Origin of the sequence: Rhodovulum sp. P5 (assembly GCF_002079305.1) — a bacterium.
Taxonomy (GTDB): Bacteria; Pseudomonadota; Alphaproteobacteria; order Rhodobacterales; family Rhodobacteraceae; genus Rhodovulum.
The window spans coordinates 2250275-2270764 of record NZ_CP015039.1; the positions used below are offsets into that span (position 1 = coordinate 2250275).

Below are 20490 nucleotides of genomic sequence, written 5' to 3' on the forward strand. Positions count from 1 at the left end.
TTGCACCGGCCGCATGTCTTTTGGGTGAGAGCGCCGGCGCGAAGAAGGAACGGCGGACGCATCAGACGGACCAGAAGAAAAGCGGGGCGCTGCACAGCACCCCGCTTTCATCTCACTTGAACTTCCACGCCACCCAGAGGGCAGCGTAAGCGCCGGTAAATCAGGCCTTCCGGCGACGGCGCAGGACAGCCAGACCGCCCAGACCGGCTGCCAGCAACGGCAGGGTCGCGGGCACCGGCACCGCAGCCATGCCGTCGACCGGCGCGGCAAGCTCGCCATCGACGTAGAATTCGACACCGGTCACGCCGCCGTTTTCCCAGTAGATCAGTTCAAACGCCGTCGGGCCCGTCCCCTCATCAGAGGTCACGGTCGTTGTCGCGAACGACCGGTTGCCGTCATAGCTGGCAACGGTGTCGCCGTTCATGCGCAAGACGAACCCGTCATCGGACCCAACCGCGAAGATGTTCGAACCCGCTGCCAGATCGATATAGCCGGTGAAGCGGAAGACCGAGTAGGTCAGGGTGGACGTGTCCCCACCCGACAGGTTCGACGCGTAGCCCCCAAGGAAGGTGGAGAGCAGCGTACCATCGCCGTAGGTGTCGGTGGAGCCGTTCGGGAAATCGATAAACGCCGCGTCGAACGTCGCGGTTGCCGCGCCGCCCGCGATCACCGCCTCGGCGCCGGCAATCGACGACAGGCCAGTGTTGGCGTCCCAGAATTCGCCGGTGAAAGTGGCAGCCGAAAGCGGACTGGACGCCAAAAGCGCGGTCGCACCCGCAATGGCAATAAACTTGAGATTCATCATACCATACTCCTTGAAAATCCGTTGGGCATTTCCGGACTCAACGCATCATATCAAAGCCCGGACCCTCTGCCTAACACCAAGGCGCCGTTCGGCACAGATTCCTGCCCCATTGGGCCCGAAATCGCGCCCGACGAGGTTTTGCCAAGATGTTTGATGCACCGGCGTTGAATGCGGCCGAAACAATAATGTCGGAAATCGCCGATTGTTCAGGCTGCGTCTGTGGCCCTGATATCCGTGGCCGGGCCGATCCCTACAACGGCCGCCCCGTCATCAGCCGCGGCAGATCGCCGGACAGCCCCGCGGCCTCACGAATGAAACGGCGGCGCAGGCCCGGCAGCGCCTGAACCGCGCCCATGCCCAGATCACGCCCCAGCCGCAGAACCGGATTGTCGTTCGAGAAAAGCGTGTTCACCGCATCGGTGCCCACGGCCATCAGCGCCGTGTCGAACCGGCGCCATGTCTGGTAGCGTTCCAGAACGTCGATGGCCCCGATATCCTCGCCCCGGCGCTTGGCCTCCACCAGCACCTGCGCCAATGCGCCGACATCGCGCAGGCCGAGGTTCAGCCCCTGCCCCGCGATTGGATGCACGCCGTGGGCCGCATCACCCAAAAGCGCCACGCGCGGCGCGACGAAGGCATTGGCCAGCGTCAGGTTCAGCGGATAGGTGAAGCGCGCGCCTTCCAGCCGGATTTGCCCCAGGAAATCGCCAAAACAGGGCCGCAGCGCCGTCAGATAGGCCGCATCGTCCAGGGACTGGATCCGGGCGGCGTTCTTGTGGCTCTCGCTCCACACGATCGACGACCGGTTGCCCGGCAGCGGCAGGATCGCCAGCGGCCCGGGCGGCATGAAGAACTGATGCGCGGTGCCGTTGTGGGGTTTGTCATGGGCGATGGCGCAGACCAGTGCCGTCTGGCCGTAGTCCCAGCCCGTCCGCTTGATGCCCGCGCGTTCACAGGTGCCCGACCGGCGCCCGTCGCAGCCCACCAGGACGCGCCCCCGCAACGTCTTGCCAGAGGCCAGCGTGACCGTCACCCCGGTGGCATCCGCCTCCTGCGCGACGACTCGTTCTTCGGACAAGGTGGTGATCGCCGCTTCTGCCGCCATCGCGTCCAGAAACGCGCCGCGCAGGTACCGGTCTTCCAGCATGTAGCCCATCGGGCCTTCCTCGATCTCACCATGGTGGAAATCGAGGAAGAAGGGCGCAGGCCCTTCGCCCGCGCGGCCGTCAGAGGCGACGATTTCAAGGATCGGCTGGCTTTGGTGACCGACCGTCTGCCAGATGCCTATGGCTTTCAGCAGTTGAGTCGAGGCCAGCGCCAGCGCATAGGCGCGCCCGTCAAAGCCTGACTCGGCCCGGGCCGGGGCCGGAAGCGCGTCGATAACGGTGACCGACAGCCCGTTACCGGCCAGTGCAAGGGCAAGGGCCGGCCCGTTCAGCCCGCCGCCCACAACCAGAATGTCTGAATCGAAACTCATGTGCCGCAATATGGACGCAGGCACAGGATTGTCCATAAGGCAGAGGCCCGCTAGCTTCGCCCTTGAGTGATTTTTCGCGGAGGCAGACATGGCGGCGGACTGGCGGAACATGAGCGCGGCCGATCTGGGCCGGGGCATCGGCGCGGGCGAGATCGACCCGATGGAGCTGACCGCCGCGTTTCTGGATGCGATCCGTACGCATCCGCACCGCGACGTCATCTATGCCCGGCTGACCGAACATCGCGCGCTGGCAGAGGCCGAGGCCGCCCGCGACCGGGCCAAAACCGGGCATCGGCTTGGGCCGCTCGACGGGGTGCCGGTCTCGTGGAAAGACCTGTTCGACACCGCCGGCGTGGCAACGGAGGCTGGCAGCGCCCTGCTGGCCGGCCGCGTGCCGGACCACGATGCGCAGGTGCTGCGCAATGCGACGGCCTCGGGGCTGGTCTGTCTGGGCAAGACCCATATGACGGAACTGGCCTTTTCCGGCCTTGGCGTGAACCCGGTCACCGCAACGCCACCGTGCATCAACGACCCGCAGGGGGCGCCGGGCGGGTCGTCCTCGGGCGCGGCGACGTCGGTCGCATTCGGGCTTGCCCCGGCGGGAATCGGCTCCGACACTGGCGGATCGGTGCGGGTGCCATCCTGCTGGAACGATCTTGTGGGGCTGAAGACCACATCGGGGCGGTTGTCTCTGAAAGGTGTCGTGCCCTTGGCGCCGAAATTCGACACGGTCGGCCCCTTGTGCCGCACGGTGGAGGATGCCGCCCTGATCCTGGCGGCATTGGAGGGCGGCACACCTGCCGATCTGCGCGGCGCCAGCCTGAAAGGCACCCGCCTGTTGGTTCTGGAAACCGTCGCGCTGGACGGTCTGCGCAACGAACCGCGCGCGGGGTTCGACCATGCGCTGGAACGGCTGGCGGCGGCTGGGGCCACCCTAGTCTGGGCCGAGGCCGAGGAGGTGGCAGACGCTATGGCACTGTCGGGCGTCCTTTACGCGACCGAGGCCTATGCGACATGGCGCGATGCGATCGAGGCGGAGCCGGAGAAGATGTATTCCGAGGTTCTGAAACGGTTCCGCGGCGGGGCGGAATATTCCGGTGCTGACTACGTGGCCGCGTGGCAGATGCTGGACGCGTGCCGCGACCGCTGGGCCGCGCGGACCGCCGGGTTCGACGCGGTTCTGGTGCCCACCTGCCCGATCCTGCCGCCCAATGTCGACCGGCTGCTGGCGGATGCCGATTTCTTTCTGTCCGAGAATCTGCTGACCTTGCGCAATACCCGCATCGGCAACCTGATGGGGGGCGCGGTGCTGACACTGCCCACGGGGCTTGCCTCTACCGGGATCTCGCTGATGGGGCCGCCGATGTCGGAGGAACGGCTGCTGCGGCTGGGCCGGGCGGCAGAGGCCGCGCTGGCCTAAATGCCACAATGCCGTGCCGCAAGGCGCGGAATTCCGCCGGTTTCTGGACCCTGCGGGCTTTGCCCGGTATCCTGATCCCAAACGGGCTGCGCAAGACGGCCCGACCCGAGGCATGACAGGCAAAAGACAGGGGTCCATGACCTTTCCCGAGCGGTTTTCGAACCTGCCAGAATACGCATTTCCAAGGCTGCGGCGTCTTCTTGACGGCCACGGCCCCGGTGGTGCGCCGTTGCATATGACCATCGGGGAGCCGCAACACGCCTTCCCCGACTGGGTTGCGGGCGTCATTGCCAAGCACATTCACGAATTCGGAAAGTACCCGCCGAATGACGGCACGCCCGAACTGCGCACGGCCATCGCCGACTGGGTGGCGCGGCGCTATGGCGTCATGCTGGAACCCGACAGCCACATTGCCGTTCTGAACGGCACGCGGGAGGGGTTGTTCAACGCCGCCCTTGCGCTCTGCCCAGAGAAAAAGGCAGGCAAGCGGCCGGTCATCCTGACCCCGAACCCGTTCTATCAGGTCTATGCCGTGGCGGCGCTGGCCGCAGCGGCCGAGCCGGTCTATGTGCCGGCCACGGCCGAAACCGGGTTCCTGCCCGACTTCGCCGCACTGCCGGCCGACATTCTGGACCGTGTCGCCATCGCCTATCTCTGCTCACCCTCCAACCCGCAGGGGGCTGTGGCCGACGCAGGATACTGGGCCGATCTTTGCCGTCTGGCCGAAAAGCACGATTTCCAGATTTTCGCCGACGAATGCTATTCAGAGGTCTATCGCGGCACCCCGCCCCCCGGCGCGCTGGAAGTCGCCCGCAGCATCGGCACCGACCCCGAACGGGTGCTGGCGTTCCATTCCCTGTCCAAGCGGTCGAACCTTCCGGGCCTGCGCTCTGGCTTTGTCGCGGGCGGGCCGGAGTCGCTCCGCCGGATCAAGCAATTGCGCGCCTATGCCGGCGCGCCGATGCCGCTGCCCCTGCAACGGGTGGCCGAAAAGGTCTGGGCCGATGAAAAGCACGTCGATGACAGCCGCGCGCTGTACGTCGAGAAATACGCCATCGCGGACGAGATCTTCGGCGACCTCCCCGGCTATCACGCGCCGCAGGCGGGGTTCTTCCTGTGGCTGCCGGTGGCCGACGGTGAAGAGGCCGCCCTGAAGCTCTGGCGGCTGACGGGCGTGCGGGTGCTTCCCGGCGCCTATCTGTCCCGCGACGTGGACGGGCACAATCCGGGGGCGGGCTATATCCGCGTGGCGATGGTCGCCCCGCGGGACGAACTGCGCCACGGTCTGACGCGGCTGCGCAAATGTCTTTACGGTTGAGGATGAACAGGCAATGGCACTGTACCAGATGAGAGGCCGCGAGCCGCTGCTTGATTCCGAAATGCAGGCGATGATCGAACGGCGCGGGAAGGAACTGCTGGGCTTCGCCCTGCTGGGGCTGGCGTTCTTCATCGGGCTGGTGCTGGTGTCCTATGTGCCGGAGGATCCAAGCTGGTTCTCGGCCACCGAAGGCCCCTCGGAAAATGTTCTGGGCCGGTTCGGCGCCTCCATCGCGGCACCGCTGATCATCATCATCGGCTGGGGGGCGTGGGGTTTTGTCGTGCTGCCCGCAGTCTGGGGCCTGCGTCTGGTCACCCATATCGGCGCGGACCGGGCGTTGGGGCGGCTGGTCATGGCGCCGATCGTCATCGCGCTGGCCTCTGTCTACGCGGCAAGCCATGTGCCACCGCCGGGCTGGGGGCAAACCTTCGGCATGGGTGGGCTCTTTGGCGATACGGTTCTGGGGGCGCTTCTGGGCATCCTGCCGGTCGACACTCTGCTGGGCCTTCGGATCGTTGCGGGCCTTGTCTGGCTGGCCACGCTGGCGCTGGGGCTTTTTACCCTCGGTTTCGACCGGGCAGAACTGCGCAATTTCGGCCGCTACATGTTGCTGGGCGTGGTGCTGAGCTATGTGGGCCTGCGCCATATCGCCGGGCGGACGGCGCGGGGCGCTGTTGAAGGCCGCAAGCGGATGGGCGAGGCCAGACAGGCGGCAGCCGAACCCCGCATGCACCGGGCCGAACCCGCGGTCACAGCGCCCGAAGACTTCGTGATCGAAGAAACGCCGCCGCGCGCGCTGCCCGGCCTTCTGGCCCGCGTGGCCAACATCGCGCGGCGCACCCCGGACCCCGACCCGGCACCGGAACTGGTGGAAACGGCCTGCGACGTGGACGACAGCGCACTCGCCCCGATGTCCGAGGAACGGATCAAGGCCCGCATCGCCGACGTCATTCGCAAGCGGACACCGGAGGGCCACGCGCCGCTGCGCACCGAACCGCCCGTGGTGCGCGGCGCCGCCCCGCTGGTCGTTCCCCCGGCCCCCGGTGAGGCACTGCCCGAAGACACGTTTACCGGCGACTTCGACGACATGGACGATTTCGACGCGCCCGACCCGATCGAGGTGACCCGCGGCCCCGTCCTGCCGAAGGCCGAGCCGCGGCAGGTCGTGCAGCACCCCCCGCGCAAGAGCGTTCAACCCTCTCGCCGCGCGCGGGAAGAGGCGCAACCGGCCCTGCAATTCGACGATCAGGGGGCCCAATACGAACATCCGCCCCTGTCGCTCTTGACCAACCCCGACCAGATCGAGCGGTTGTATCTGTCCGACGAGGCGTTGTCGGAAAACGCGCGGATGCTGGAAAACGTCCTCGACGACTATGGCGTGAAGGGCGAAATCGTCTCGGTCCGCCCGGGCCCCGTGGTGACCATGTACGAACTGGAACCGGCGCCGGGGCTGAAGGCCAGCCGGGTGATCGGTCTGGCCGACGATATCGCGCGGTCGATGTCGGCGCTGTCGGCGCGTGTCTCGACCGTACCCGGGCGCAGCGTGATCGGCATCGAACTGCCCAACACCAATCGTGAGATGGTGGTCTTGCGCGAAATCCTGTCGTCCCGCGATTTCGGCGATTCCAAGATGCGCCTGCCCCTGGCACTGGGCAAGGATATCGGGGGGGAGCCGGTCGTGGCGAACCTTGCCAAGATGCCCCACCTTCTGATCGCGGGGACCACCGGTTCGGGCAAGTCGGTCGCGATCAACACCATGATCCTGAGCCTGCTTTACAAGCTGACGCCCGACGAATGCCGGCTGATCATGATCGACCCCAAGATGCTGGAACTGTCCGTCTATGACGGCATCCCGCATCTTCTGTCCCCCGTCGTCACCGACCCGAAAAAGGCCGTCGTCGCCCTGAAATGGGTCGTGGGCGAGATGGAGGAACGCTATCGCAAGATGTCCAAGATGGGCGTGCGCAATATCGAGGGCTATAACGGCCGCGTGCGCGACGCCCTGTCGAAGGACGAGATGTTCCGGCGCACGGTGCAGACCGGTTTCGACGACGAAACCGGCGAACCTGTCTATGAGACAGAGGAATTCCTGCCCGAAACCCTGCCCTATATCGTGGTGATCGTGGACGAGATGGCCGACCTGATGATGGTCGCCGGCAAAGAGATCGAGGCCTGCATCCAGCGGCTGGCCCAGATGGCGCGGGCAAGCGGCATTCACCTGATCATGGCCACCCAGCGCCCGTCGGTCGATGTCATCACCGGCACGATCAAGGCGAACTTCCCCACCCGGATTTCGTTCCAGGTGACCGGCAAGATCGACAGCCGCACGATCCTTGGCGAACAGGGGGCCGAACAGCTTCTGGGCATGGGCGACATGCTTTACATGGCCGGTGGCGGTCGGATCGCCCGCGTGCATGGCCCCTTCGTCAGCGACGAAGAGGTCGAGGAGATCGTGAACTATCTGAAAGCCTATGGCCCGCCCGACTATGTCGGCGGCGTGGTCGAAGGCCCCGACGAGGACAAGGAAAGCGATATCGATCTGGTGCTGGGCCTTGGCGGCAACACCAACGGGGAAGACGCGCTTTACGATCAGGCGGTGGCCATCGTCATCAAGGACCGGAAATGCTCCACCTCCTACATCCAGCGCAAGCTCGCCATCGGCTATAACAAGGCCGCGCGTCTGGTCGAGCAGATGGAGGACGAGGGCGTCGTCAGCCCCGCGAACCATGTGGGCAAGCGCGAGATCCTCGTGCCGGAACAGGCATAGGCCGGCCAGCATGACCGATCACGACCGCATCGACCAGATTGCCGCCGCGCAGCCACCCTTTGCCCGGCTTCTGGGTTTGCGCATCCTCTCGGCCACGCCCGACCGGGTAGAGGCCGCGCTTGAGGTCACCGAGGCCCTGACCAACCGCAACGGCACCCTGCATGGCGGCGCGGTGATGGCGCTGGCCGACAATCTGGGCGGCACCGCGACCTTCCTGAACATCGGCGAAGGCGAAGGAACCGCGACGATGGAAAGCAAGACCAACTTCTTCCGCCCGGTTCGCCTGGGCGACACGGCACTGGCCGAAACCACGCCGCTGCATCGCGGGCGGACAACGATGGTCTGGCAGACGAAGATCACCCGCGGCGACGGCAAACTGGCCGCGCTTGTCACGCAGACCCAGATGATCCTGCGCGGCGCGCCGGAATAGCGCGCGCCCGGTCAGGTCTCTTCGAACGGGCGCAGATCCTCGGGCAAAAGCGCGGGCGGCGTGACACCGGCGATGGGATCGGACAAAAGCGTGCTGGCGATCTGCATCCGGTCGTCCCCATCGAACATGGACCACAGCCGGCGCATGTCTTCCTCGAACCGCGCATCGCCGACGAAGCCCGCATCGCGCAGCTTTTCGACCTCCTGCATGACCTCGACCACATAGTCGCGCAGGCCAAGGGACATCAGCTTGCCGCCGGAGGTTTCATCCTCCTGCACCGCATGGGCGAACGAGATCAACAGCATCTGCGACAGCGCATCGCCAAGCTGGGCCCCCTTGGCGACCAGTTGGCCCATCAGCGCCTCGCCCGCGAAGGTCAGTTCCATCCCCATCCCGGCGACCAGTTCACGCACTTCGTCGACGGTTTCGGGGTCCAGCGCGCTGGCCAGCGGCACGGTGTCTTCGTCGACCGCGACATCGTCGTCATCGGCGGTCAGCGCAACCGGCGGTCGGGCCGCCGTAGCGGGGCCGGGCATGACCTTTGGCGCAGGCTTCGGCGCGGCGGGGCCGGGTTCCGACGCGGGCTTCGGTGGCTCGGGGTGCGCAGGCGCGGGCGGCTCGGCCTTGGCGGGCTCTGGATTGACCTCCGCCTTGGCCGGGGCGGCCGGCACCTTGGCCGGTTCAGCCGCCGGGGCCGCGCGGAGGGCACCCGCCGCCTTGTCGCTCGGGCGCAGCAGAAGCTTCGGCTTGCTGCCGAACAGGCGCATCACAAGAACCGGGCGGCGCTCCCGCTCCTCGATCAGGCCGCGATCCTTCAACGCCCTGAACGCACGTGGAAATTCCAGCCCGAGCCCCTTGGCCCGAACCGACAGAAAGTCCCGTTCGAATGGTCCTTTTTCCTCGTGAAGCTGGTTCACGAGCGTCAGAAGCTCCAGTTCCTGACGAGAGAGTGGTTTTTCTTGCATATGTGTCCCGCCCCGGCCTGCCGTCTCGCTTGTCAGATTGCGTGACCCTCGTCAATTCCGCCAGTGGACAGGCCGCGGCCTTTTGCCGGTGGGGCCCGACGGGCGCACCGCTTCGTGAGCCGATAGCAGGTGCAGGCCGCCGCAAAGATCTCTAGGTTGATGGCATGAAAGCGTTTCGCCTTGCCCTTGCCGCCCTGTGTCTGTCCTCCGCCCCGGCCCTGTCGGATCCGATTTCGCTGTCGCGCCTGTCGGCCTATCTCAACGGGATCACCACGGCGCAGGCCGAGTTCCGGCAGATCAATGCCGACGGGTCGATTTCCACCGGGGAGTTGTCGATCAAACGGCCGGGGCGGGCGCGGTTCGACTATGACCGGCCGAACAAGGCGCTGGTGATCGCCGGGGGCGGACAGGTCGCGATTTTCGACGACGCCTCGAACCAGGGGCCGGAACAATACCCCCTTTCGAAAACGCCGCTGAGCCTGATCCTCGACAAGAATGTGGATCTCGGCCGGTCCGGCATGATCGTGGGCCATGATTCCTATGACGGCTTTACCCGTGTCGTGGCGCAGGATCCCGCGCATCCCGACTATGGCACGATCGCTCTGATCTTTACCGACAACCCCGTGGCCCTGCGAGAGTGGATCATCACAGACGAGGTGGGCAACGCGACCAAGGTGGTTCTGGGGGACATGCAGACCGGCCTGACGCTGCCCGCAAGCCTGTTCAGCATCATTCTGGAAAGCAACCGGCGATCCGGGGGCAACTGACGATCAGCGGCACCGGACCAATTGCGCCTTGTAGGCCTGCGCCCGCAACGCCACACGGTCGGCCACCGCAAGAAGCCACGACTTGCCATAATGGCTGCCCCGGGCATAGCCCGCCTGCCCCTCATGATAGGCCAGATACTGGTTGCGCGCATCGCTGAGCGGGATGCCCAGCTTGTCCCGCGACTTTGTCATGTACCAGCCCATGAAATCGGTCGCGTCCTTGAAATTGGTTCGGCTGGCGCCGCGGTTCTTCGTTGCCTTGCGGTAGTCGTCCCAGGTGCTGTCGATCACCTGCGCATAGCCATAGGCCGAACTTTGCCGCCCCATCGGGATGACACCCAGAACGAACCGGTAGGGCGTGCGCGCCTTGCGGTCGAATTTGCTTTCCTGGTGGATCACCGCCATCTGCACATGCACCGGCACACCCCAGCGCCGTTCGGACCTTTTCATCGCCCGCATGTAACCGGGCTTGTCCGACGCGATGGCACAGGCATTGTCCAGATTGCGCGGCGCAGAGCCGCCGCCGCATGCGGCAAGCAACAGCAGCGATGCTATCAACAGGTACCTGCTCATCTGCCCGGATCGTTCTTTTTGATTACGGGCAGGATAGGGGAAAATCCCGCGCGAATAAACGAAAAACGCCGCCTTTCCCGCCAGAATGGCGCGAAGTCCGGCACTGTATGGGCGGGGTTCACACTCTGTTTCCCCGAAAATCCACGTGCCGCATAGACATCTCCGCTACATGGGCCTTAGGGTGCTGAGGTGGGGGATTTGAAGGCATGCGGACAGCGCAGGCAAAATATCATATCGGTCAGGTGGTTCGTCACCGGAAACATCCCTTTCGGGGGGTGATCTTCGACGTGGACGCCATGTTCTCGAACACGCAGGACTGGTACGACTCGATTCCAGAGGATGTGCGGCCGCGTAAGGATCAGCCGTTCTATCACCTGCTCGCCGAGAACGACGAAAGCTATTACATCGCTTACGTGTCGGAACAGAACCTGATCCCCGACGAGACCGGGGAACCGGTGGATCACCCCGACCTTCCCGATCTCTTCGGCGATTTCGAAGACGGCACCTATCCGCTCCAGTTCCAGTTGAACTGACCGCCGGTCAGTAGCCCAGCGCGCAGCCGTCCTTCCGCGGGTCGGACGCCCCCTGCAACACCCCCGTTTCCGGGTCGATCAGGATCGCCTGCGCGCCGCCGATGGGCAGATCGGGGATCGCAACATCGTGGCCCATCCCGGCCAAGGTCGAGCGGACATCGTCCCGATAGCCGCGTTCCACCAGCATCGTGCCGGCGTCGGAAAAACTCCGCGGAGCGTCCAGCGCCTGTTGCGGGTTCATGTCATAGTCGATCAGGTTGGTCAGCACGCGCACATGCCCGTTGGGTTGGTACGCCCCGCCCATCACGCCGAAGGGCATGATGACCTTGCCGTCTTTCTTCAGCATCGCCGGGATGATCGTGTGCATGGGCCGCTTGCCGCCCGCGGCCTCGTTCACATGCCCCTCGGTCAGGCTGAACCCGGCGCCGCGGTTCTGGAAGTTGATCCCGAATTTCGACGAAGCGAGCCCCGAGCCGAAGCTGTGGAAGATCGAATAGATCAGCGATACCGCCATCCGGTCCCGGTCGACCACGGTGATATAGATGGTTTCCCGGTGCACGGCCTCTGACAGGGCGGCGGGGCTGTCCATCGCGCGGGCCGGGTCGATCAGGGCCGCCAGCCGTTCGGCGGTCTCGGGCGCCAGCATGTGATCCAGCCGGGTGATATGGTCGGCATCGGCGACAAAGCGGTTGCGCGCGTCATAGGCCAGTTTCGCGGCCTCGGCCTCCAGATGCGCGCGCTCTGCCCCCAGCGGGTCCAACCCCGGCAGGTCGAAATGGGACAGGATGTTGGCCATCAGGATCGCCGTGGCCCCCTGCCCGTTGGGCGGATGCTCCACCAGGTCCACGCCCTTGTAATGGCCGCTGACCGGGTCGGTCCAGGTGCAGGCGGTGGCCGCGAAATCCTCCATCGTATGGGTGCCGCCCAGCGCGTTGAGAGAGGCGACCATATCCTCGGCCACCTCGCCCTCGTAGAAGCCCGCGCGGCCGTCCATCGCGATCCGGCGCAAAACCTCTGCCTGTTTCGGCGCGCGGAAGACCTGCCCCGGCTGCGGGGCCTTGCCCCCCAAAAGGTAGAAATCGCGCGCCGCGCCCTGCAGGTGATCCGCGCTTTTCCCCCAGTCAAAGGCCGCGCGGGGCGCAACGGGGATACCGGCCTCGGCATAGTGGATCGCGGGCGCAAGGCTGGCGGCGAGCCCCGCACGGCCCCACTCTTTCGACAAGCGGCAGAAGGCATCGACAGCCCCGGGCACGGTGACCGCATCGGCGGTTGCCGTTGGCATCACGTCCAGCCCCCGCGCCCGCAACGCGGCGGCGTCCAGTCCGGCAGGCGCACGGCCGGACCCGTTCAGGCCGATCACGCGATCCTCTCCGCCGGGTTTCAGCAGAACGAAGCAGTCGCCGCCAAGCCCGGTCATCTGCGGTTCGCACAAGCCCAGCAGAACCGCCCCGGCAATCGCCGCATCCACGGCGTTGCCCCCCGATTCCAGCATCTGGATGGCCACCTTGGCCGCAAGCGGATGGGACGTGGCACAGATGCCATTGGTGGCGAAGACGGCCGACCGGCCGGGAACCTGAAAATCGCGCATGTTTCCTCCCGAAAAACGCTGCGCAAGCCTAGGGCGCAAGGACCGCCATGCCAACGGCGAAACCGGTCTTTCGGGGATGGAAGGACACCGGGTGGGCAGACGCGCACGGATGCCGGCAAGGGACGCAGCGGCCTGTCGCGTTGCCTGAACGGGGTGTCGAAGCGTCAGTGCTCTTCTTGCAGCGGAACGACGAAGGACAGGCGGTTCTGATCGCCCTCGCGCCGGTATTCGATGTTCCGCGCGAAGGAGCGGATCAGGAACCAGCCATAGCCGCCTTCGGACGGTGCCTCGGTCAGGACATCGTCCCCGGGCAAGCCACCTTCGGGCAGCTTTTCACCGGGCATCGGCACACCGTAGTCACGCACATCGATGCTCAGCCGCAGGTCCGAGCGGTGCATCCGCAACTCGATCGGGCCGGGGCTGGTCGGACCATAGGCATGTTCGACGATGTTGTTCAGAACCTCGGCCAACACGGTCTCGGCCATGCCGAGGCTTGCGCTTTCGGGCAACGGCGTGCCGAAGCGCGCCTTCATCTCCGCAAGGGCCGCGCGCACCCCAAGCGGGGTCGCCTCGACCATCAGGGGCGCCGTTTCGGCGGATTGTAACATCGTGGCCTGATCCTGCATGTGTTCAGGGGAAGACCTGTCACCGTTTCAGATGACAGCGGCGATCATGCGATGGACCGTTGTTCCTGTGCCGGAAAGGCTGCCTCGCAGGTGGGATGGATGGTGAAGACCCGGTCCATGCGCGTCAGCCGGAACACCTTGTCGACATTCGGGGTCAGACTGCACAGTTCCAGCTTGCGGTCCGGACCAAGCAGTTTCATCACCGCGACAACGGCGCCAAGGCCGGAGCTGTCGAGGAATTCCACTTTCCCCAGGTTCAGCACAACGCGCGCCGGGCCGTTATCGGTCACCTCGCGCAGGCAATCCTTGAACCGGATTGCGACCGCCGAGTCGATCCGGGCTTCGGCGACAATGACATGAATCGCATCGTCGCGCAGTTCCGTTTCCAGTTTCATTCGGCCAGACTCCTGTAATTCGGTTCAAAGGCTAGACGGCAATCGTTACCATTCGGTAAGCCATGCTTGGCGAAAGGGAGAGGATATGATGGACAAGGTCGTGATCTGTGGCGCCGCGCGGACCCCGATGGGAGGATTTCAGGGCGTTTTCGCGACCGTGCCGGCGCCAACCTTGGGCGGCGCGGCCATCCGCGCCGCGATGGACGGGGCCGGGGTCGCGACCGTGGACGAGCTTTTGATGGGCTGCGTGCTGCCCGCGGGGCAGGGGCAGGCCCCGGCGCGACAGGCCGGTTTCAGCGCCGGGCTGGGGGAAGACGTACCCGCCACGACCGTCAACAAGATGTGCGGATCGGGCATGAAGACGGCGATGATGGCCCATGACCAGTTGGCCTTGGGCGCGGCGGGCGTGATCTGCGCCGGGGGGATGGAGAGCATGACGAATGCACCATACCTCTTGCCCAACATGCGTGGCGGCGCGCGGATCGGCCATGGTCAGGCACTGGACCACATGTTCCTCGACGGGCTGGAGGACGCGTATGACAAGGGCCGCCTGATGGGCACCTTTGCCGAGGATTGCGCCGAGACATTCCAGTTTACGCGAGAGGCGCAGGACGACTACGCACTGGGATCCCTCTCGAACGCGCTTGCCGCGCAAAGCTCCGGCGCGTTCGAGGGTGAGATCGCCCCGGTCACCGTGACCACGCGCAAGGGCGACACCGTGGTGGCAGAGGACGAACAGCCCGGGCAGGCGCGACCCGAGAAGATCCCCCATCTCAAGCCCGCCTTTCGCAGGGATGGCACGGTGACGCCGGCCAATTCGTCCTCGATCTCAGACGGGGCGGCGGCGGTGATCCTTGCCCGCGGCGAGGTGGCCGAGGCGCGCGGCCTGCCCGTGCGCGCCCGCATCCTTGGCCATGCCAGCCATGCGCAGGCACCGGGATGGTTCACCACCGCGCCGGTGCCGGCGGCCCAAAAGCTGCTGGCCAGGATCGGCTGGTCCAAGGACGACGTCGATCTGTGGGAGGTGAACGAGGCTTTCGCCGTGGTCCCCATGGCCTTCATGCATGAAATGGGACTGCCGCGCGACCGGGTGAACGTCAACGGCGGCGCCTGCGCACTGGGTCACCCGATCGGGGCCTCGGGCACGCGGATCATCGTCACGCTGCTGAACGCGCTGGAAAAGCGGGGCCTGAAACGGGGCGTTGCGGCGATCTGTATCGGCGGCGGCGAAGGCACCGCAATCGCCATCGAGCGGCCATGAGGCGCATCGACTACGCCGAGATGTCGAAAACCCTTGCCGCGCTCACCACGGGCGAGACGGATCAGGTGGCGCTGATGGCGACCATGGCCTGCGAACTGCACCATGCCGATGACCGGTTCGACTGGACGGGTTTCTATCGTGTCACCGCCCCCGACTTGCTGAAGATCGGCCCCTATCAGGGCGGCCATGGCTGTCTGACCATTCCGTTCGACCGGGGCGTTTGCGGGGCGGCCGCCCGCACCGGCGTCACGCAGATCGTGGCCGATGTCGACGCGTTCCCCGGCCATATTGCCTGCGCGTCCTCGACCCGCTCCGAAATCGTGCTGCCCGTGTGGGACCGTGAGGGCGTGTTGCTAGGCGTGCTGGACATCGACAGCGACCAACCGGCCGCGTTCGACCAGGCCGATGCGGCGGGGCTGGCCGCGTTGCTTGAACAGACCTTTGCGCGATGACCCCGCAGGGCTGGGCCGTCTTCGCGATCTTCTGGGTTCTCTTCGTCACGACCCCGGGCCCCAATGCGGTGAACTGCATCCTGAACGGCATGACCCATGGCCTGCCCCGGGCGCTTTGGGGCGTTTTGGGAATCCTGACACAGGCAACCCTGTTTCTGACGCTGTCGGCGGCCGGGATCACCGCCCTGATCGCGGCGAGCCCCACGGCCTTTGCCTGGGCGAAACTCGGCGGTGCGGCGGTGCTGATCTGGCTGGGCATCCGCGGCTGGCGCAATGCCGCGGTCGCCGTCGCGCCACAGGCGGCGTCGGGTCGGTCGATCTATACCCGGGCCTTCCTGATCGCCACGGTCAACGCCAAAAGCATCGCCGGATATCTCGCCGCCTTTTCCCAGTTCGTGGAACCCGACATTCCCATCGGTCGACAGATGTGGGCGATCTTTCCCACCGCGCTGACGCTGACGTCGCTGTCCTATGCCAGCTACACCGCGCTTGGCGCATGGCTGGGCCGGCTGGCGCTGGGGGCGGTGATGAACACAAGACTGCGGCAGGTGCTGGCGGTGTGTTTCATCCTCTATGGGGGGCTTCTTGGCCTTTCGGCGCTGCCCTAGGCTTGCGGCAGGGGTCCGAACCCGCTACCGCCACGGCCCATGAGCGATGCCTACAACCCGCCCGACACGCCGCTGGACATCCTGCACCAGGACCACGAGATCCTCGTGGCCAACAAGCCCGCGGGCCTGTTGTCGGTGCCGGGAAAGGGCGCGCATCTGGCCGACTGTCTGATCGCGCGCATCCAGGCGGCCTTTCCCGACGCGCTGCTGGTGCATCGGCTGGACCGGGACACATCGGGCGTGATGGTGTTCGCCCTGACGCCGCAGGCCCAGCGCCATCTGGGCCTGCAATTCGAGAAACGGCAGACCAAGAAGACCTATGTCGCCCGGGTCTGGGGCCTGCTGGAGCCGAAAACCGGCACCGTCGATCTGCCGCTGATCGTCGACTGGCCGAACCGCCCGCGCCAGATGGTCGACCATGAAAACGGCAAGCCCGCGGTCACCGACTGGCGCGTCGTCCGCCATGACAACGGGACAACCCGCGTGCGGCTGTTTCCGAAAACCGGCCGCAGTCACCAGTTGCGCGTCCATATGAAGGAACTCGGCCACCCGATCCTCGGCGATCCGTTCTATGCCGAGGGGGCAGCCCGCGATGCCCCGCGCCTGATGCTGCATGCCGAAGAACTGCGCCTGCGCCATCCCGATGGCGGGCGGGGCATGAGCTTTCGCGCCAAGTGCCCGTTCTAGCGCGGCGCCCGTGTCAACCGGGCGCCGCCGCCGGTGGGCAAGTCGGGCGGCTGGTCAGGCGCTGCCGCCCCAACCGCTGACCGCCTTGACGTCGCAGAATTCTTCCAGCCCCCAGACGCCGCCCTCGCGCCCGTTGCCAGATCCCTTGACCCCGCCGAACGGGCTGCCCGCGCCGCGGGACGTGCCGTTCAACTCGACCATGCCCGAACGCAAGGCCCGGGCCAGACGCTGGCGCCGCACCCCATCGCCCGACTGGACATAGTTGGTCAGGCCGTAATCGGTGTCGTTGGCGATCTGCAACGCCTCGTCCTCGCTGTCGAACGGGATGATCGACAGGACGGGGCCGAAGATCTCCTCTCGGGCAATGGTCATGTCGTTGGTCACATCGGCAAAGACGGTGGGCCGCACGAAGTAACCGCGGTTGAACCCTTCGGGTCGCCCGGTCCCGCCCGCGACCAGCCGCGCGCCTTCGTCGATCCCTTTCTGGATCAGGGACTGCACCTTTTCGTATTGTGCCGCACTGACCACCGGGCCGACATGGCGGCCTTCAGCACTTGCCGGGCCCACCTGCATCTGCGCGGCGACCGCCTGCGCCGTTTCCACCGCGGCGTCATAGGCCGAGCGTTCCACCAGCATCCGGGTCGGCGCATTGCACGACTGGCCGGTGTTCTGGAAGCAATGCAGGACACCGCGTTTGACCGCCTTGTCGTCGGCATCGGCAAAGATCAGGTTCGCGCCCTTGCCGCCCAATTCCAGATGCACCCGTTTCAGCGTGGCGGCGGCGTTCTTCGAAATCGCGATCCCCGCCCGGGTCGAGCCGGTGAAGGAGATCATGTCGATCCCCGGATGTCCCGACATCTGCGTGCCCACGCCGGGCCCGTCGCCGTTGACCAGATTGAAGACACCCTTCGGCACGCCGGCCTCATGCACGATCTCGGCGAAGACCATCGCCGACAGCGGCGCGATCTCGGACGGTTTCAGAACCATGGTACAGCCGGTGGCCAGTGCCGGGATCACCTTCAGCGTGATCTGGTTCATCGGCCAGTTCCACGGCGTGATCATGCCGATCACCCCCGCCGGGTCCATCAGGATGCGGTCGTCGGGCGCCTGGGCCCCCAAGGGGCGTTCGAATTCGAACCCCTCCAGCGCGCGGATGAAGTTCTTGATGTGATACGCCCCGGCGCCCACCTGGTTGGCCCGTGCGAAATCGATCGGCGCCCCCATCTCGCGGCTCATCGCCTGTGCCAGATCCTCGGTGCGCGCCGTGTAAAGGTCCAGGATGCGCGACAGAAGCGCAAGCCGGTCTTCCTTTGATGACGCGGCCCAACCTGGGCCGGCGGCACGGGCGGCCGCGACCGCGGCGTCTGTGTCGGCCGCGCCCCCAAGCGAAATCGTCGCAAAGGGTTCTTCGGTCGAGGGGTCAATGACCTCGCACAGCGTTTCCGAGACGGGCGGAACCCAGGCTCCGTCGATGTAAAATGCTGTCTTTTCGATCATTTGTCCCTCCTGGGGTTGCGACATTCTGGCTGTGTGCGGCGCTGCATGCATTTCGGGGTGGCAAAGCTGAACTTAGAATGTATCTAAGATCCATAACTTCAGACGCCCGTACGAAAGGACGATTCCATGGCCCTGCGCATCAACGACATTGCCCCGAATTTCACCGCCGACACGACCGAAGGCAAGATCGACTTCCACGACTGGATCGGCGACAGCTATGCGGTTCTGTTCTCGCATCCGAAGGACTTCACCCCCGTCTGCACGACCGAGTTCGCCGCCGCCGCCAAGCTGGCCGGCGAATTCGCCAAGCGCAACACCAAGGTCATCGGTATCTCTGTCGACGAGGTGGAAGAGCACCTGAAATGGAAGGCCGATGTCGAGAAATACGCCGGCACCGACATGACCTTCCCGATCATCGCCGATGACAAGCTGGAGATCGCCAAGCTTTACGGCATGCTTCCGGCCGACGCCTATCTTGCCGACGGCCGTACCGCCGCCGACACCGCGACCGTGCGCACCACCTTCATCATCAACCCCGAGAAGAAGATCGAGCTGATGCTGATCTACCCGATGACGGTGGGACGCAACTTCGACGAGATCCTGCGCGCGCTGGACGCGATCCAGAACAACGCGGGCAAGCCGATCGCCACGCCGGCCAACTGGCGCCCGGGCGAGGACGTGATCGTCGGCCTGACGGTCAGCACCGAAGAAGCGAAAGAGAAGTTCGGCGCCGTGGAAGAGATCTTCCCCTATCTGCGGACGGTGAAGCAGGCCAGCTAAGCGCGGCGCCTGATCCGGCTATTTGCCCCCTGCCAGTGGTCTTGGCGGGGGGCTTGTCGTATGAGGGTCGAAACAGGTGTGCCGTATGCAGTCCGAACTGATCCTCTCGACCTACAACAGCCCCCGCTCGCTTGCCCTCTGCCTTGAGTCCATCGCGATGCAGCGGGTCAGGACCGACGGGATCTGCATCGCCGATGACGGGTCGGGCCCCGAAACCAAGGCGGTGATCGACGCCTTCGCCGCGCGCCATCCCGACCTGACAATCCGCCATGTCTGGCACGAAGACCGCGGGTTCGAGAAAAGCGCGATCCTGAACAAGGCGATTGCCTCCTCGCAGGCCGCGGTTCTGGTGTTCATCGACGGCGACGTCATGATCCATCCCGATTTCGTGGCGCGGCATCTGCACCTGACCCGGCCGGGCCAGTTTTCCACCGGCAGCCTGATCCGACTGGATGCCGAAGCGACCGCCAGCGTGACGCCCGAGATGGTCCGCGACGGGACGGTGTTCGACCGCGATTGGCTGAAGGCAAACCGCGCCCTTGGCAGCCTGTCCACCTGGGCAAAAACGCGGCCCTTCCCGGTGCCGGTGATGGATGTGCTGGAACGCCTGTCGCCGGTGCGGCGGGCGCTTTGCGGGGCCAATGCCTCTGTCTGGCGCAGCGATCTGCTGAAGATCAACGGCTATGACGAAACCATCAAATGGGGCGGCGGGGACAAGAATCTGGGAATCCGGCTGAACAATGCCGGGGTGCGGGGGCGGCACTTGCGCTATTCCGCGCCGCTGGTGCATCTGGATCATCCGCGCGGTTATGCCGACCCCGAGAAGAAGAAACGCTACCGCGCCCTGAACCGCGCCGCGCGGAAAAGCGGCGAGACGTGGACACCGAACGGGATCAACAAAGAAGGTCGCACATGATCAGGCTCAAGCGCCGCCGGAAGGTCGCCTTTCCCCCCGTGCCGAGATTTTCCGAACCCGACCTGAAACGGCTGAAGGACGCCTATGCCGATGCCGCCAGCATTCTGGAATATGGCAGCGGCGGGTCGACCATCATCGCCGCGGAACTGGGCAAGAAGGTCCGCTCCGTCGAAAGCGACAAGGGGTGGACCGCGCTTCTGAACGCCCATCTCGACAGTGCGTTTCCCGATGCCGATGCCCGCGTGATCCACAGCGATATCGGCCGGACCGGCAAATGGGGCAAACCGGTGAACCGGAAGGCGATGGAGAATTTCTATCGCTATCCGTTGGCCATCTGGGACGCGCCCGATTTCACCCATCCCGATGTCATCCTGATCGACGGGCGCTTCCGGGTGGCCTGTTTCTGCACCGCCGTGATGCGCATCGAACGGCCCACGCTGGTGCTGTTCGACGATTTCGTCGTGCGCGAGAAATACCATACGGTCGAGGCCCTGGCCAAACCCGTCGAACGGCTGGAGCGCATGGCGGTCTTCGAACTGGAACCGGGGATGGTGCCGCGCAGCGAACTGACCTGGGTCATCGGGTCGTTCTTCAGGACAAGCTACGCCTGACGTCTCCCCCGCGC

The 20490-nt window shown here is 65.5% G+C and carries 21 protein-coding genes; 13 read left to right on the forward strand and 8 right to left on the reverse strand.

Annotation, left to right across the window (positions count from 1 at the left end):
- Positions 1-160: 160 nt before the first annotated feature.
- Both RGUI_RS10965 and RGUI_RS10970 read right to left on the reverse strand, forming a co-directional pair.
- The gene (locus RGUI_RS10965) at positions 161-805 is read right to left on the reverse strand and encodes a VPLPA-CTERM sorting domain-containing protein (protein ID WP_081533098.1); all 645 of its coding nucleotides are present in this window, start codon (positions 803-805) and stop codon (positions 161-163) included.
- Between the two features lie 250 nt (positions 806-1055).
- Complete coding sequence (locus tag RGUI_RS10970) at positions 1056-2318, reverse strand: FAD-dependent monooxygenase (RefSeq protein ID WP_081533099.1); 1263 nt, start codon at positions 2316-2318, stop codon at positions 1056-1058.
- Positions 2319-2370: 52 nt separating this feature from the next.
- On the opposite strand from RGUI_RS10970, the gene RGUI_RS10975 reads away from it, so the two are divergent.
- The 4 genes from RGUI_RS10975 (at position 2371) to RGUI_RS10990 (ending at position 8217) form a co-directional block, all read left to right on the forward strand.
- The gene (locus RGUI_RS10975; RefSeq protein WP_081533100.1) at positions 2371-3702 is read left to right on the forward strand and encodes an amidase; all 1332 of its coding nucleotides are present in this window, start codon (positions 2371-2373) and stop codon (positions 3700-3702) included.
- Between the two features lie 136 nt (positions 3703-3838).
- Positions 3839-5020, forward strand: a complete 1182-nt coding sequence (locus RGUI_RS10980; protein ID WP_081533101.1) for an aminotransferase class I/II-fold pyridoxal phosphate-dependent enzyme — start codon at positions 3839-3841, stop codon at positions 5018-5020.
- A 28-nt stretch (positions 5021-5048) separates the two neighbouring features.
- Positions 5049-7787: a DNA translocase FtsK 4TM domain-containing protein gene (locus tag RGUI_RS10985; RefSeq protein ID WP_253798253.1), complete on the forward strand. Its 2739-nt coding sequence runs from the start codon at positions 5049-5051 to the stop codon at positions 7785-7787.
- Between the two features lie 10 nt (positions 7788-7797).
- Complete coding sequence (locus RGUI_RS10990; protein ID WP_081533103.1) at positions 7798-8217, forward strand: PaaI family thioesterase; 420 nt, start codon at positions 7798-7800, stop codon at positions 8215-8217.
- 11 nt (positions 8218-8228) lie between these two features.
- On the opposite strand, the gene RGUI_RS10995 is transcribed toward RGUI_RS10990, so the two are convergent.
- A complete protein-coding gene (locus RGUI_RS10995) occupies positions 8229-9182 on the reverse strand; it encodes a hypothetical protein (RefSeq protein WP_081533104.1) in 954 nt (317 codons plus the stop codon).
- A 164-nt stretch (positions 9183-9346) separates the two neighbouring features.
- Here RGUI_RS10995 and RGUI_RS11000 point away from each other — a divergent pair, with 164 nt between their 5' ends.
- Positions 9347-9949: an outer membrane lipoprotein carrier protein LolA gene (locus tag RGUI_RS11000; RefSeq protein WP_081533105.1), complete on the forward strand. Its 603-nt coding sequence runs from the start codon at positions 9347-9349 to the stop codon at positions 9947-9949.
- Between the two features lie 3 nt (positions 9950-9952).
- On the opposite strand, the gene RGUI_RS11005 is transcribed toward RGUI_RS11000, so the two are convergent.
- Positions 9953-10522 carry a transglycosylase SLT domain-containing protein gene (locus RGUI_RS11005; protein WP_081533106.1) on the reverse strand — a complete coding sequence of 190 codons (570 nt, stop codon included), beginning with the start codon at positions 10520-10522 and terminating at the stop codon, positions 9953-9955.
- 206 nt (positions 10523-10728) lie between these two features.
- Between RGUI_RS11005 and hspQ the strand changes: the two genes are divergently transcribed.
- A complete protein-coding gene (hspQ, locus tag RGUI_RS11010) occupies positions 10729-11055 on the forward strand; it encodes a heat shock protein HspQ (protein ID WP_081533107.1) in 327 nt (108 codons plus the stop codon).
- A 7-nt stretch (positions 11056-11062) separates the two neighbouring features.
- Here the strand turns inward: hspQ and RGUI_RS11015 are convergent, their stop codons facing one another.
- From RGUI_RS11015 to RGUI_RS11025, 3 genes are all read right to left on the reverse strand, one after another.
- On the reverse strand, positions 11063-12643 hold the full coding sequence (locus RGUI_RS11015) for a gamma-glutamyltransferase family protein (RefSeq protein WP_081533108.1): 1581 nt from the start codon (positions 12641-12643) through the stop codon (positions 11063-11065).
- Positions 12644-12807: 164 nt separating this feature from the next.
- A complete protein-coding gene (locus RGUI_RS11020) occupies positions 12808-13251 on the reverse strand; it encodes an ATP-binding protein (RefSeq protein ID WP_172841128.1) in 444 nt (147 codons plus the stop codon).
- Positions 13252-13313: 62 nt separating this feature from the next.
- Positions 13314-13664: an STAS domain-containing protein gene (locus tag RGUI_RS11025; RefSeq protein ID WP_081533110.1), complete on the reverse strand. Its 351-nt coding sequence runs from the start codon at positions 13662-13664 to the stop codon at positions 13314-13316.
- A gap of 88 nt (positions 13665-13752) precedes the next feature.
- Here RGUI_RS11025 and RGUI_RS11030 point away from each other — a divergent pair, with 88 nt between their 5' ends.
- The 4 genes from RGUI_RS11030 to RGUI_RS11045 are packed head-to-tail and all read left to right on the forward strand — an operon-like array spanning position 13753 to position 16672.
- Positions 13753-14925, forward strand: coding sequence for an acetyl-CoA C-acyltransferase (locus RGUI_RS11030; protein ID WP_081536061.1), 1173 nt, complete (start codon positions 13753-13755; stop codon positions 14923-14925).
- Positions 14922-15377 (forward strand): GAF domain-containing protein, encoded by a 456-nt coding sequence (locus RGUI_RS11035; protein WP_081533111.1) that lies wholly within the window; start codon positions 14922-14924, stop codon positions 15375-15377. The genes RGUI_RS11030 and RGUI_RS11035 overlap by 4 nt, the downstream gene beginning before the upstream one ends.
- Complete coding sequence (locus RGUI_RS11040; RefSeq protein WP_081533112.1) at positions 15374-15985, forward strand: LysE family translocator; 612 nt, start codon at positions 15374-15376, stop codon at positions 15983-15985. The genes RGUI_RS11035 and RGUI_RS11040 overlap by 4 nt, the downstream gene beginning before the upstream one ends.
- 39 nt (positions 15986-16024) lie before the next feature.
- Positions 16025-16672: an RluA family pseudouridine synthase gene (locus RGUI_RS11045; protein ID WP_081533113.1), complete on the forward strand. Its 648-nt coding sequence runs from the start codon at positions 16025-16027 to the stop codon at positions 16670-16672.
- Between the two features lie 54 nt (positions 16673-16726).
- Here the strand turns inward: RGUI_RS11045 and RGUI_RS11050 are convergent, their stop codons facing one another.
- Positions 16727-18169 carry an aldehyde dehydrogenase family protein gene (locus RGUI_RS11050; protein WP_081533114.1) on the reverse strand — a complete coding sequence of 481 codons (1443 nt, stop codon included), beginning with the start codon at positions 18167-18169 and terminating at the stop codon, positions 16727-16729.
- A 126-nt stretch (positions 18170-18295) separates the two neighbouring features.
- On the opposite strand from RGUI_RS11050, the gene RGUI_RS11055 reads away from it, so the two are divergent.
- The 3 genes from RGUI_RS11055 to RGUI_RS11065 all read left to right on the forward strand — a co-directional run bounded on the left by RGUI_RS11055 (position 18296) and on the right by RGUI_RS11065 (position 20476).
- Positions 18296-18949: a peroxiredoxin gene (locus RGUI_RS11055; RefSeq protein WP_081533115.1), complete on the forward strand. Its 654-nt coding sequence runs from the start codon at positions 18296-18298 to the stop codon at positions 18947-18949.
- 85 nt (positions 18950-19034) lie between these two features.
- The gene (locus tag RGUI_RS11060) at positions 19035-19865 is read left to right on the forward strand and encodes a glycosyltransferase (protein ID WP_081533116.1); all 831 of its coding nucleotides are present in this window, start codon (positions 19035-19037) and stop codon (positions 19863-19865) included.
- Positions 19862-20476: a hypothetical protein gene (locus tag RGUI_RS11065; protein ID WP_081533117.1), complete on the forward strand. Its 615-nt coding sequence runs from the start codon at positions 19862-19864 to the stop codon at positions 20474-20476. The genes RGUI_RS11060 and RGUI_RS11065 overlap by 4 nt, the downstream gene beginning before the upstream one ends.
- The last annotated feature ends 14 nt before the right edge of the window (positions 20477-20490 follow it).